At 70.6% G+C, this 13045-nt stretch carries 12 protein-coding genes; 8 read left to right on the forward strand and 4 right to left on the reverse strand.

Annotated features, from left to right (window positions below; translation table 11 throughout):
- The coding region (locus ACNFOC_RS39930; RefSeq protein ID WP_416963902.1) for a right-handed parallel beta-helix repeat-containing protein at positions 1 to 2622 on the reverse strand (2622 nt) is incomplete at its 3' end.
- Positions 2623 to 2931: 309 nt separating this feature from the next.
- Here ACNFOC_RS39930 and ACNFOC_RS39935 point away from each other — a divergent pair.
- Positions 2932 to 4185 carry a hypothetical protein gene (locus tag ACNFOC_RS39935; protein WP_416963903.1) on the forward strand — a complete coding sequence of 418 codons (1254 nt, stop codon included), beginning with the start codon at positions 2932 to 2934 and terminating at the stop codon, positions 4183 to 4185.
- A gap of 85 nt (positions 4186 to 4270) precedes the next feature.
- Here the strand turns inward: ACNFOC_RS39935 and ACNFOC_RS39940 are convergent, their stop codons facing one another.
- The gene (locus tag ACNFOC_RS39940) at positions 4271 to 4702 is read right to left on the reverse strand and encodes a DUF6299 family protein (RefSeq protein ID WP_416963904.1); all 432 of its coding nucleotides are present in this window, start codon (positions 4700 to 4702) and stop codon (positions 4271 to 4273) included.
- Positions 4703 to 4987: 285 nt separating this feature from the next.
- Here ACNFOC_RS39940 and ACNFOC_RS39945 point away from each other — a divergent pair, with 285 nt between their 5' ends.
- From ACNFOC_RS39945 to ACNFOC_RS39970, 6 genes are all read left to right on the forward strand, one after another.
- Entirely contained in the window at positions 4988 to 5188 is a 201-nt protein-coding gene (locus tag ACNFOC_RS39945; protein ID WP_416963905.1) for a DUF5999 family protein, read from the forward strand.
- Between the two features lie 109 nt (positions 5189 to 5297).
- Complete coding sequence (locus tag ACNFOC_RS39950; RefSeq protein WP_416963906.1) at positions 5298 to 6110, forward strand: PaaX family transcriptional regulator; 813 nt, start codon at positions 5298 to 5300, stop codon at positions 6108 to 6110.
- A gap of 204 nt (positions 6111 to 6314) precedes the next feature.
- On the forward strand, positions 6315 to 6866 hold the full coding sequence (gene cysC / locus ACNFOC_RS39955) for an adenylyl-sulfate kinase (RefSeq protein ID WP_416963907.1): 552 nt from the start codon (positions 6315 to 6317) through the stop codon (positions 6864 to 6866).
- Positions 6863 to 7783: a sulfate adenylyltransferase subunit CysD gene (gene cysD / locus ACNFOC_RS39960; RefSeq protein WP_416963908.1), complete on the forward strand. Its 921-nt coding sequence runs from the start codon at positions 6863 to 6865 to the stop codon at positions 7781 to 7783. Before cysC ends, cysD begins: the two co-directional genes overlap by 4 nt.
- A 2-nt stretch (positions 7784 to 7785) precedes the next feature.
- Complete coding sequence (gene cysN / locus ACNFOC_RS39965; protein ID WP_416963909.1) at positions 7786 to 8997, forward strand: sulfate adenylyltransferase subunit CysN; 1212 nt, start codon at positions 7786 to 7788, stop codon at positions 8995 to 8997.
- 263 nt (positions 8998 to 9260) lie between these two features.
- On the forward strand, positions 9261 to 9716 hold the full coding sequence (locus tag ACNFOC_RS39970) for an ATP-binding protein (RefSeq protein ID WP_416963910.1): 456 nt from the start codon (positions 9261 to 9263) through the stop codon (positions 9714 to 9716).
- 49 nt (positions 9717 to 9765) lie between these two features.
- Here the strand turns inward: ACNFOC_RS39970 and argF are convergent, their stop codons facing one another.
- Both argF and ACNFOC_RS39980 read right to left on the reverse strand, forming a co-directional pair.
- Positions 9766 to 10773 carry an ornithine carbamoyltransferase gene (argF, locus tag ACNFOC_RS39975; protein ID WP_416963911.1) on the reverse strand — a complete coding sequence of 336 codons (1008 nt, stop codon included), beginning with the start codon at positions 10771 to 10773 and terminating at the stop codon, positions 9766 to 9768.
- Positions 10774 to 10845: 72 nt separating this feature from the next.
- Complete coding sequence (locus ACNFOC_RS39980; RefSeq protein WP_416963912.1) at positions 10846 to 12069, reverse strand: arginine deiminase; 1224 nt, start codon at positions 12067 to 12069, stop codon at positions 10846 to 10848.
- Positions 12070 to 12255: 186 nt separating this feature from the next.
- Here ACNFOC_RS39980 and ACNFOC_RS39985 point away from each other — a divergent pair.
- A partial coding sequence (locus ACNFOC_RS39985; RefSeq protein WP_416963913.1) for an SPFH domain-containing protein occupies positions 12256 to 13045 on the forward strand: 790 nt, incomplete at its 3' end.

Consider the following 13045-nt stretch of genomic DNA (forward strand, 5'->3'; position numbering starts at 1 on the left):
CGGGAGTCCGGCGGCCTCGCGCTGCTTGGCCGTCGACACCAGGTTGACGAGGTCGGTGACGTCCCGCTTGACCGCGTGGAGTCCGACGAGCGCGTCCAGCCTGCTCAGCGCGTCGTCGCCGGGGTCGACGGCGTTCGGGCCGTCGGCGGCGGTACGGGCCGCCTCCTCGCTGATGTCCTGCGGCAGCAGCAGGGAGAGGTCCTGCTCGGTGACGTCGGTGAGCGCGGACAGCCGTACGGCCTGCCGGTCCACCATCTCCTCGAACACCTGCCGTGCGGCACGGCCGTTGCCGAACCCGGCGTCCTTGGGTATCCGTTCGAAGTGCACCGCGAGGGCGTGCCGGGTCTCGTCGGCGAGTGCGTACTGGTGGCGTACGCACATGCTCTCCATGATCTCCACCAGCTCCGGCACCGAGTAGTTCTCGAACTCGACGGTGCGTGAGAAGCGGGACGCGAGACCGGGGTTGGAGCCGAGGAAGCTGCGCATCTCGTCGGAGTAGCCCGCCGCGACGACGACCACGTCCTCGCGGTGGTCCTCCATCAGCTTCAGCAGGGTGTCGACGGCCTCGCGCCCGAAGTCGGCGCCGGAACCGCGGGAGTCGGCGGTGAGCGTGTACGCCTCGTCGACGAACAGCACACCGCCCAGGGCCCGTTCGAAGGCCTCCGTGGTCTTGATGGCCGTACCGCCGATGACCTGGGCGACGAGGTCGGCGCGGGAGACCTCGACGAGGTGTCCGGAGCGCAGGGCGCCCAGCTCGGCGAGGATCGTGCCGTAGAGGCGGGCCACGGTGGTCTTACCCGTACCGGGGGGACCGGCGAAGACCAGGTGGCGGCTCATCGGCGGTGCGGACATGCCGAGTTGGGCGCGGCGCGCGGCCAGCTGGGTGAGGTTGACGAGGGTGCGGACCTGTTCCTTGACGTTGTCGAGGCCGATGAGGCTCTCCAGCGCGGCCATCGGTCCGTCGGGCCGGCCGGGGCCCTCGGAGGCGGACACGGTGCCCGCCGGGTCGGTGCCCTCGGCCTCGCCGAAGCCCCAGGCGTCGCGGGACTCGTTGCCGGTGCTGGTGAGGTTCTCCACCGCGAGCCGGCCGCCGGCCTTGGCCTGTACGAGGCCGCCGCCGCGGTTGTCGCGCACCGTGCAGCCCACGACCGACACCGGTGCCTCCGACTCGACGCGGATGCCGTCGCGGTCGTTGCCGGCCGCCTCGCAGCCGTTCAGGGAGGCCCGGCCGCCGTCGCGGACCAGGAAGCCGTGCTCGGCGGAAGCGGCGGTCCGTACCCGGTTCGCCGTCAACTCGCCGCCGGTGTCCACGAGTACACCGCAGCCGCCGGCCGAGACCAGCTCGCCGTCGCGCAGCGCGGCCGTGCCCTCGCCGCCGATCTCCAGACCGGCACCGCCGGGGGTGTTGACCTTGAATCCCGCGAGATAGACGTTGCCGCCCGCCGCGACCTCCGCGCCCGCGCCGCCGGGCGCCTCCACCGTGCAGTCCTCCACCCGGCCGCGCCCGCCGTCGCGCACCGACACACCGCAGCCGCCCGCGCCGGTGATCCGGGCGCGCCGCACCAGCGGGTTGGCGTTGCCGCGGATCACCACACCGGCGCCCTTGACGTCGATGATCTCCACGCGCTCCAGCTCGGCCGCCGAGTCCTCTTCGAGGAGTACGCCGTCCGACTCGCCGTCCCGGACGGTCAGCGAGGTCAGCGTGGGCGAGGAGGCTCCGGCCACCCGCAGCGCCGCCATCTGGGCGCCGGTCAGCCAGCAGTCCTCATAGGTGCCGCGCGAACGGTCCGTCACCAGCAGGCCGTTGCCCGTGGTGCGGGCGGTGCGGCAGCGGACCAGCACCGGATCGCTGCCGTGCGAGACGATGATGCCGGGACCGCTGCTGCCGGTGACCCGCACCTCCTCCAGCTCGCAACGGGCGGCGCTGGTCACATGCACGCCGATCGAGGTGTCGCGGATCACGGTCCGCAGCACCCGGATCGCGCTGCGCTCCTCAAGTGCCAGCGAGGGCTTGTCCGTTGAGGCCAGGTCGCAGTCCTCGACGGAGCCCTGGGCGTCGCCGTTGGCGAGCACTCCGTTGCCGCGCGCGTCGCGCACCGTGCAGCCGCGCAGGGTCGCCCGGCCGCGCTCACTGATCACCACCCCGCTGGTGCCGAAGTGTTCGAAGGTGCAGGACTCCAGCGAACTCTCCGTGGCCGAGGTGACCACGACACCGGCGCCAGTGCGGTTGGACACCCGGCACTCACGCATCGCCAACGAGCCCGAGTTGCGCGCCAGTACGGTCGTCCACGAGGCACCGGACAGATCACAGCCCTGCATCGCGACCTGCCCGTGCGAGGCGTCCACGGCGGGCTGTTCCTCGTCCTGGCCCTGCACGACGAGGTCGGTCAGCATCACCGCGTCCACGCGCAGCGAGATCACGATGCCCTTGCGCGGTGCCAACCGGACGGTGCCGCGCGCCTGTTCGGCGACGATGGTGACCCGGGTGGTGACGACGAGATTCTCCTCGTACGTCCCCGGGCGCACACTCAGCACCGCGCCCCCGCGCGCCCTGGCCAGGGCCTCTCCGATCGTCCGGGCGTCCCCGGTGCCCTCCGGACAGACCGTCAGTACCTGGCGCACTCAGCTGACCTCCTCGTGTCGGCACCTGTCGGTTGCGGCAACCCCATCATGCCGTCCCCGCACGCGCGTTCCCACTCCGGTCCGGAAAGCGGAACGTTCGGAGCGGGTGCGCACGTGCGGCACAACAGTGCCGTACGGCGAATTATGGGCTGTTGCGCAACACCCGTACCAGCGCCGGAGCTTGTGCGTGACGATTGTTAACTCCGGTGAAAGGAACCGCTGTTGGCGCATCAGCGTGAAAGGACGTGAATAGGATTGCGCACACAGACGTACGACGAACTGCTGGGCGAATGAGAGCGGACAGGGCGGATGACAGACCGAACCGGACCGGCCGCGCGGAAAACGGCGGCAGAGAACGCGGCAGAGAACTCCGTGACCGGCGCCCCGGCCGGGGAAGCGACGGCGGCGGACCCGACGGCATCGACTTCGGCATCGGCGGCGTCCGCCGGGGAGACCGCCACGGCGTCGACCCCGGCGAGCGGTGCGGGGAGCACGGCCGGCGAGGAGCCCAAGTCCCGGCCAGCAGCTGCCAGTTCACCCGGGACCGGCTCCGCGGAGTCCGTCGCGGCGGAACTCTCGGCGGAGGCCGTGGCAGCACAGCTGAGCCGCCCCGCGACGTCGACGGCGGAGACCGAGGCACTCGCCGGTAGCGGCCGTACGGCAGAAGAACCCTCAGGCCCCTCGGGACCGGCCGGTCCTGAATCCGCTGCCGCCGCCCGGTCCGCGCGGCAGGAGGTCGAGGCCGAGGCGCCCGTCGGGGCGCTGGCCGCGAGCGCCCCCGAGGGCGACGGGCCCACTCCCGGAGACACGGCGGCCGCGTCCGTCGGCCGCCCCGGCCGCCCGCTGCTGGCCGGTGCGGCGGTGCTCGGCGCACTGCTGATCGCCGTACCGGGGCTGCTGATGAGCCGGGACCGGACGCCGGAGAGCCACGACCGTGTGGTCGCCGACCAGGCGGGCACGATCCTCGGCGACGGCGCGGCGACACAGGGCGCCGGGGCGTACGCCTCGGGCAGCCCGTCCGCTCCCGCCCCGCACACCACGTCGAAGGCCGCCCCGCACAAGACCTCCCCGGGCAAGGGGACCGTCGCGCAGCCGGTGAGCGAGCCGACGACGGTGAAGACGAAGAAACCGGCCGCGGCGGCGAAGCCGACGAAGAAGTCCACGACGACCAAGTCCGGCACGACCAAGTCCGGGACGAAATCGAGCTCCACCACCAAGTCCAGCTATCCGTCGGACGTCCTCGTCACGGCCACCCGGGTACTGAAGGCGGGCCAGTCCATCAACGCGAAGAACGCGCGGCTGCGCATGCAGACCGACGGCAACTTCGTCCTCTACGACGAGAACAACAAGGCCCGTTGGGCGACCATGACCTTCGGTTCGAACTACCACGCGGTCTTCCAGGCGGACGGCAACCTCGTCGTCTACACCTCCGGCAACAAGCCCGTCTGGGCCAGCAACACCGCCGGCCACAACGGCTCGATCCTCCGGCTCCAGGGCGACGGCAACATGGTGATCTACTCCGGCGGCTCGACCGCGATCTGGGCCAGCAACACCCAGCACTGACGGATCCAACTGCCTCCGGCCCGGCCCCACTTGGGGTCGGGCCGGAGTCGTATGGCGGGCTGCGAGGCGCGGGGACGCCGCGGGCTCAGCCCTCCGTGAGGGTGATGTCCTGCCGGTGCGTCGCGTGGAAGCGCGGCAGCGGCAGGCCGCCCTGGGCGGAGAGTTCCATCACCGTCGCCTCGACCTGGGCCGTGCCGGGGGTGAGCGGGTCGGACGAGGGCTTGCCCGAGTTCTCCCAGGCGTGCTCCACGCCGTCGCAGACCGCGCGGGTGCCGCCGATGCCGTGCCGGACCGGTGAGTCGCCCTGGACGACGGAGGAACTGACGAAGGCGGCACCCGAGTTGCCGAGACAGCGGTAGGTGCCGGAGAGGGTGACGGTGCCGTCCGGGGCGATACGGCCCGTCGGGTCGACCGTCACCGTCTCGTACGGGCCGGCGGACGCGGTCGCGGCGGGGGCGGCGGCCAGCAGGAGCAGCGCGGCACCGGCCGCCGTACCGAGGACGGAACGCAGGGACATGGGAATACCTCCTGGAGTTGGGAGCTCCACTGGTACCGGGCCACTGCCCCGACTCCCGTGACCCTCACTCCTTCGGTGGCGAGTCCGCACGGACTGTCGTGTCGTCACTCCTTAGGTGGCGAGTCCGCACCGAGCGTCGTGGAACCGTCCGAGTGTTGTCCGCGTGTTGTCACGCTTCACAGCGGGCGGTTCCGATGAGTTCGCGGCGGGAGGATGGTCTGTATATGCGATGCGGGGCGGCGACGGAGCCGCCGGAACGGATCGCATCCGACGTGGAGGTACGCCATGTGTTCCCACCAGTCCTCGTGCCCCGTGACCAACGCCATCACCGAGACCCCGCACATCGTCTCCGCCCACCCCGAGCAGGGCTGGACGCTGCTGTGCGACGGCGCGATCGTCTTCGACGACACGGGCGCCCTTCTCCCCGACGGCCGGATCGTCGCCCCGCACCGGGTACCGGCGGACCAACTCGCCGTCGCCGCCTGACCGTTCCCGCTCGACCGACTTCCCGGACGCGCTGCCCACGGTGATCTTCCAACCGTAGAAGTTCAGCTTGCGCACCCGAGGTGACCAGCAGCGATGCCGTCGGCCTAAGATGATCAACGTGTCCGACCAGCATGCTCCACGGTCTCTCATCGTCACGCTCTACGGCGCGTACGGCCGCTTCGTGCCCGGCCCTGTTCCGGTCGCGGAACTGATCCGGCTCCTGGCCGCGGCCGGCGTCGACGCGCCCTCCGTGCGCTCGTCGGTGTCCCGCCTCAAACGGCGTGGGCTGCTCCTGCCCGCCCGTACGGCGGAAGGCGCCGCCGGGTACCAACTCTCGCCCGAGGCACGGCAGTTGCTCGACGACGGCGACCGACGCGTCTACGCGAGCACTCCCCCGGACGACGAGGGCTGGGTGCTCGCGGTGTTCTCCGTACCCGAGTCGGAGCGCCAGAAGCGGCACGTCCTGCGCTCCCGGCTGGCCGGCCTCGGCTTCGGTACCGCCGCCCCGGGCGTGTGGATCGCGCCCGCCCGCCTGTACGAGGAGACCCGGCACATCCTCCAGCGGCTGCGGCTCGACCCGTACGTGGACTTCTTCCGCGGCGAGCACCTGGGCTTCGCGGCGACCGCAGAGGCCGTCGCCCGCTGGTGGGACCTGCCCGCGATCGCCGCACAGCACCAGGCGTTCCTCGACCGCCACGCGCGCGTGCTGCACGACTGGGAGCAGCGCGCGGACACCCCGCCCGAGGACGCCTACCGCGACTACCTCCTCGCCCTGGACTCCTGGCGCCATCTCCCCTACGTCGACCCCGGGCTGCCCGCGGGCCTGCTCCCCCGGGACTGGCCGGGCGCCCGCTCGGCGGCGGTGTTCCGGGCGCTGCACGAGCGGCTGCGGGACGCAGGGGCGACGTTCGCGGGCGTGTGACACCGGGACGCCACCAGGACACCGGGACACCGGGACACCGGATCAGCCTGGAATCGATTATGAACAGTTCATGGCAAGGGCCCGTAACCTCTTGCGCACCACCAGTCACTCAGCTAAACCTCAGCTTCTTTAGCAGGTCCTCTCAGAGTTCTTACCTAGCCTTCGACGACGTCGCTCGTCGGGTAAGAAAGAGGACTGTTGCGCATGACCACCACGGCAAGGGCTCAGGGAGCCACCGTCTGGCTCACCGGACTGCCGAGCGCGGGTAAGACGACGATCGCCCAGCATCTCGGGGCACGTCTGAAAGCCGAGGGACATCGCGTGGAGGTCCTCGACGGCGACGAGATACGCCGCTTCCTCTCGGCCGGCCTCGGCTTCTCCCGGGAGGACCGCAACACCAATGTGCAGCGCATCGGCCTCGTCTCCGAGGTGCTCGCGCGCAACGGCGTGCTCTCCGTCGTCCCGGTCATCGCCCCGTACGCCGACAGCCGCGAGGCCGTCCGCAAGCGCCACGAGGCGAGCGGGACGCCGTACATCGAGGTGCATGTCGCGACCCCCGTCGAGGTGTGCAGCGAGCGCGACGTGAAGGGCCTCTACGCCCGCCAGGCCGCGGGTCACCTCACCGGCCTGACCGGCGTCGACGACCCGTACGAGCCGCCCACGGACCCCGCGCTCACCCTGCCGACGCAGGTGCAGAGCCCGCAGGAGTCGGCGGACGCGGTGTACGCGGTGCTGTCCGAGCGGGGGTTGGTGTGAGCGCGGTGCCGACCACAGAAGCCTTCACCCTTTCCCACCTGGACGCTCTCGAGTCCGAGGCGGTGCACATCTTCCGTGAGGTGGCGGGTGAGTTCGAGCGGCCGGTGATCCTCTTCTCCGGCGGCAAGGACTCGATCGTCATGCTGCACCTGGCGCTGAAGGCGTTCGCGCCCGCGCCGGTGCCGTTCACGCTGCTGCATGTGGACACCGGACACAACTTCCCCGAGGTCCTTGAGTACCGCGACCGTGTGGTCGCCGCACATGGACTCCGCCTCCATGTGGCCTCCGTACAGGACTACATCGACCGCGGTGTGCTGCGCGAACGCCCCGACGGGACCCGCAACCCGCTCCAGACCGTGCCGCTCACCGAGAAGATACAGAGCGAGAAGTTCGACGCGGTCTTCGGCGGCGGACGGCGTGACGAGGAGAAGGCCCGCGCCAAGGAACGGGTGTTCAGCCTCCGCGACGAGTTCTCGCAGTGGGATCCCCGCCGGCAGCGGCCCGAACTCTGGAACCTCTACAACGGCCGGCACGCACCCGGCGAACACGTCCGCGTGTTCCCGCTGTCCAACTGGACCGAGCTGGACGTCTGGCAGTACATCGCCCGCGAGGGCATAGAACTCCCCCAGATCTACTTCGCCCACTACCGCGAGGTGTTCGCGCGCGGCGGCATGTGGCTCACCGCCGGCGAGTGGGGCGGCCCGAAGGCGGGCGAGAACGTCGAGAAGCGCCAGGTCCGGTACCGGACCGTCGGTGACATGTCCTGCACGGGTGCCGTCGACTCCGACGCGGTCACGCTGGAGCAGGTCATCACCGAGATCGCCGCCTCCCGGGTCACCGAGCGCGGCGCCACCCGTGCCGACGACAAGATGTCCGAGGCCGCGATGGAAGACCGCAAGCGCGAGGGGTACTTCTAGACATGAGCACCACCACCATCGACACGCTGCGGTTCGCGACGGCCGGTTCGGTCGACGACGGCAAGTCCACGCTCGTAGGGCGGCTGTTGCACGATTCCAAGTCGGTGCTCACCGACCAACTGGAGGCGGTGGAGCGGGTGTCGGCCGATCGCGGTCAGGACGCCCCCGACCTCGCCCTCCTCACGGACGGGCTGCGCGCCGAGCGCGAGCAGGGCATCACGATCGACGTGGCGTACCGCTACTTCGCCACCCCGCGCAGGCGGTTCATCCTCGCCGACACCCCGGGCCATGTGCAGTACACCCGCAACATGGTCACCGGCGCCTCCACCGCCGAGCTGGCGATCATCCTGGTCGACGCGCGCAACGGCGTCGTGGAACAGACCCTGCGGCATGCCGCCGTAGCGGCGCTGCTGCGGGTGCCCAACGTCGTCCTGGCCGTCAACAAGATGGACCTGGTCGGGTACGAGCAGCCGGTGTTCGAGCGGATCGTCGAGGAATTCGCGGGCCACGCGGCCGAGTTGGGGCTGCCCGGCTTCACGCCGATCCCGGTGTCGGCGCTCGTCGGCGACAACGTCGTGGACCGTTCCGCGCACATGGACTGGTACGAGGGCCCGGCCCTGCTGGAGTTCCTGGAGGACGTCCCGGTCGGCGCGGACCCGTCCGACGCACCGGCGCGTTTTCCCGTGCAGTACGTCATCCGGGACGGCGAAGTCCGTTGGTACGCGGGCCAGTTGGTGTCCGGCTCGCTGCGGGTCGGTGACCGGGTGACGGTGCATCCCTCCGGGGAGGGTTCCGAGATCACCGGGATCTCCGTGCTCGGCACCGGGGCCGACGCGGCGTACGCGCCCCAGTCGGTCAGTCTGCGGCTCGCCGACCAACGGGACGTGTCGCGCGGCGACATGATCACCGCCGGGGCCGACGGCCCCGCGCTCACGCAGGACGTCCGGGCCGCCGTCTGCCATCTGGCCGACCGCCCGCTGCGGGTCGGCGACCGGGTGCTGCTGCGCCACACGACCCGCACGGTCAAGGCAATCATCAAGGACCTCGGCGGCGCGGCCGAGCTGACCGCGAACGACCTGGGCCGGATCACCCTGCGCACCGCGGAGCCGCTCGCGCTCGACGACTACGCGGTCTCCCGCCGCACGGGCGCGTTCCTCGTGATCGACCCGGCGGACGGCGCGACGCTCACCGCGGGGATGGCCGACCTGGCCTGATCCTCTTCCGCAGAAAGCCCTCGGGCCCCGCTTCGAGCGGGGCCCGAGGGCTTTCTCGTGCCCTGTCGAAATGACCTGTCGCCGTCGCATCCGTCACGAGACGTCAATAGCGCGGTAACAACGGGAGCTGTTGCGCGGAAGCGGCCGTTGAACGGGGTATGCCGCTCGGTACCGGGGCCGAAGGTCCCGTCCGGTGCCCGCCGAGAGACTCTGACAAAGGGCGCCGTACCATACATATAGTTGAAAGCAGGACAGCCTGCTCCATGAACGGACCCGCCTTGCAAGAACGCCCTTCCGCCTCCGCCTCCTGGCGCATCGCACTGCCGCACACCGCCGCGGCCGTGCCGGTGGCCCGCGCACTGGTCCGTACGGCTCTGTCCGAGGTGAAGCACACGGCCGACAGCGACACCGCGGAGCTGCTGACGGCGGAACTGGTCGCGAACGCGGTGGAGCACACCGCCGGTGACGCCCCCATAGAGCTCGTGGTCGAGCTGCTGCCCACCGGCTGCCAGGTCGAGGTGCACGACGCCGACCCGGAGCCGCCCGGGAGTCTGACGAAGCCCGTCGCCGAGGAGCCCGACCCCTGGCAGGAGCACGGGCGCGGCCTGCTGCTGATCCGCGCCCTCAGCTCGTCGTGCGGCCACCGCATGACCGAGTCGGGCAAGGCGGTGTGGTTCCGGCTGCCCGTCGTACCGCCGCAGTGGCACCCGGCGGGATAGCCGCCGCAGGACATGGCCGTACGACATGGCCATACGCCATAAGGCCTGGTCAGGCCAGGGTGGCGACCAGTATGGCCTTGATCGTGTGCAGTCGGTTCTCCGCCTGGTCGAAGACGACCGAGTGGGCGGACTCGAAGACCTCGTCCGTGACCTCCAGCGAGTCGAGGCCGTGGGTCTCGTATATCTCGCGGCCGACCTTGGTGCCGAGGTCGTGGAAGGCCGGCAGGCAGTGCAGGAACTTGACGTCCGGGTTGCCGGTGGCCCGTAGGACGTCCATGGTCACGGCGTAGGGCGCGAGGGCCGTGATCCGCTCGTCCCAGACCTGTTTGGGCTCGCCCATGGAGACCCAGACGTCGGTGACGACGAAATCGGCGCCCGCCACCCCCTCCTCGATCCCCTCGGTGAGCGTGATGCGCCCGCCGCTGCGCTCAGCGACCTCGCGGGCGGCGGCGACGATCTCCTCGGCGGGCCAGTACGACTTCGGGGCGACGATCCGTACGTCCATGCCCAGCAGCGCGCCGGTGACCAGGTAGGAGTTGCCCATGTTGAAGCGCGCGTCACCGAGGTAGGCGAAGGCGATCTCCTTGAGCGGCTTGGCGCTGTGCTCGGTCATGGTGAGCACGTCGGCGAGCATCTGGGTGGGGTGCCAGTCGTCGGTGAGCCCGTTGTATACAGGCACACCGGCGTACGCACCCAGCTCCTCCACGGCCGCCTGGCTGTCCCCGCGGTACTCGATGCCGTCGAACATGCGGCCGAGCACCCGCGCCGTGTCCTTCACGGACTCCTTGTGCCCGATCTGCGAGCCCGACGGGTCGAGGTAGGTCGTCGAGGCCCCCTGATCGGCCGCGGCGACCTCGAACGCGCAGCGTGTGCGCGTCGAGGTCTTCTCGAAGATCAGCGCGATGTTCTTGCCCGACAGGTACCGCGTCTCACCCCCGGCCTTCTTGGCGGCCTTCAGCTCGGCGGCCAGCTCGATCAGACCGCGGAACTCCTCCTCGGAGAAGTCCAGCTCCTTGAGGAAGTGGCGGCCGGCGAGGGCGGTCGGGACTGTCGCCATGGGGGCGCTCCATCGGTACGGGTACGGGGAACAGGTGCTTACTTTTGGAATTCTATACGATGCACAGAATTTCTATACGGCATCCCGTTCGACCGGGCAGCTCATGCAGCGCGGCCCGCCCCGACCCCGGCCCAGTTCGCTGCCGGGGATCTCGATCACCTCGATGCCCTGCTTGCGCAGATACGTGTTGGTGGTGGCGTTCCGCTCGTAGGCGACGACGACCCCGGGCTCGACGGCGAGGACGTTGCAGCCGTCGTCCCACTGCTCGCGCGCCGCCGCGTGCACGTCCTGGGTGGCGGTCAGGACGCGGACCCCGCTCAGCCCGAGGGCGGCGGCGATCGCACGGTGCATGTGCTCCGGCGGATGGTCGGTGACCTTCAACTCCTTGTCGCCGACGCCCGGTTCGATGGTGTACGACCGGAGCATGCCGAGCCCCGCGTACTGGGTGAAGGTGTCGCCGTCGACCATCGTCATCACCGTGTCGAGGTGCATGAAGGCGCGCTGTTTGGGGATGTCGAGCGCCACGATCGTCTGCGCGGACCCCTCGGCGAACAGCTTGTGCGCGAGCATCTCGACGGCCTGCGGGGTCGTCCGCTCGCTCATGCCGATGAGCACCGCGCCGTTCCCGATGACGAGCACGTCGCCGCCCTCGATGGTGGACGGGTAGTCGGCCTGCCCCTCTGACCAGACGTGGAACTTCTCGGCGCGGAAGAGCGGGTGGTGCCGGTAGATCGCCTCGAAGTGGACGGTCTCGCGCTGCCGGGCCGGCCAGCGCATGGCGTTGACGGAGACGCCGTCGTAGATCCAGGCGGAGGTGTCGCGGGTGAAGAGGTGGTTGGGGAGGGGGGCGAGGAGGAAGTCGTCGAGGTCCATGACGTGGAAACGGACGGAGGTCGGCTCCGCGTGGGCTTCCAGGAACTCCCGCTTGGTCATGCCGCCGACGAGCGCCTCGGCCAGTTCGGGTGCGGGCAGGGCCTCGAAGGCGGCGCGGAGGTGGTCGGTGGCGAGGGGGCCGTACTCCTTCTCGTCGAAGACGCGGTCCAGGACGAGCGCGCGGGCCGCCGGGATCGCCAGGGACTCGGCGAGCAGGTCACCGAAGAGGTGGACGGCGACGCCCCGGTCGCGCAGCACGTCCGCGAAGCCGTCGTGCTCGGCGCGCGCCCGGCGCACCCAGAGCACGTCGTCGAAGAGGAGGGCGTCCTTGTTGCTGGGGGTGAGCCTTTTGAGCTCCAGATCCGGCCGGTGCAGGATGACGCGGCGAAGCCGCCCGGTCTCGGAGTCGACATGGAGTGCCATGTCTCCATCCTGACCATCCGCGGCCGGGTTCACCCCCTTACTTCACATACCGCCACCCCTCCATGCACCGCCACTTGTTTTCGTCCCCTTGACGACAAGTGGGCCGCACGATTATCGTCTTACTGACGAGATCGATGCGGGGTCTGACCGGATCCCACGGGAACTGACGGGATCTGAGGGACTCTGATGGCCGACATCACCCGGCGCCTGGGCTGGCGCCACCTGCGCGGGGCTCCTACGGCGCACATCCGGCACCACCGCTCGGGCACGTTGCTGCACGACGGACCCGGACTCAGCTTCTGGTTCCGCGCGTTGACCGCCGCGCTCTCCGAAGTGCCGGTCGACGACCGGGAGTTGGCCATGACCTTCCATGCCCGTACGTCCGACTTCCAGGACGTGGCGGTCCAGGCGACCGTCACCTACCGGATCAGCGACCCGGCCCTCGCCTCCGCACGCCTCGACTTCTCGGTCGACCCGGACACGGGCGTGTGGCGGGGATCGCCGCTCGAACAACTCGGCACCCTGCTCACCGAGACGGCCCAGCAGCACGCGCTGGCCGTGCTCGCCCGGACACCCCTCGCATCCGCGCTGGTCGACGGGGTGACGGCGGTACGGGAGCGGATCGCGGCGGGACTCGGCGCCGAACCGCGGCTGCCGGCCACCGGCATCGAGGTCGTCGCCGTCCGCGTGATGGCGATCCGCCCCGAGCCCGAGGTGGAGCGGGCGCTGCGCACCCCGGCCCGCGAACAGATCCAGCAGGAGGCGGACAAGGCCACCTACGAACGCCGGGCCGTGGCCGTCGAGCGGGAGCGCGCGATCGCCGAGAACGAACTGGACAGCCAGATCGAACTCGCCCGCCGCGAGGAGCAGTTGGTCGACCAGCGCGGCACGAACGCCCGCCGCGAGGCCGAGGAGCACGCGGCGGCGGACGGCGTACGGGCCGAGGCGGAGGCGACGCGTACGGTACGGCTGGCCG

This window comes from Streptomyces colwelliae (genome assembly GCF_048158785.1).
Lineage (GTDB): Bacteria > Actinomycetota > Actinomycetes > Streptomycetales > Streptomycetaceae > Streptomyces.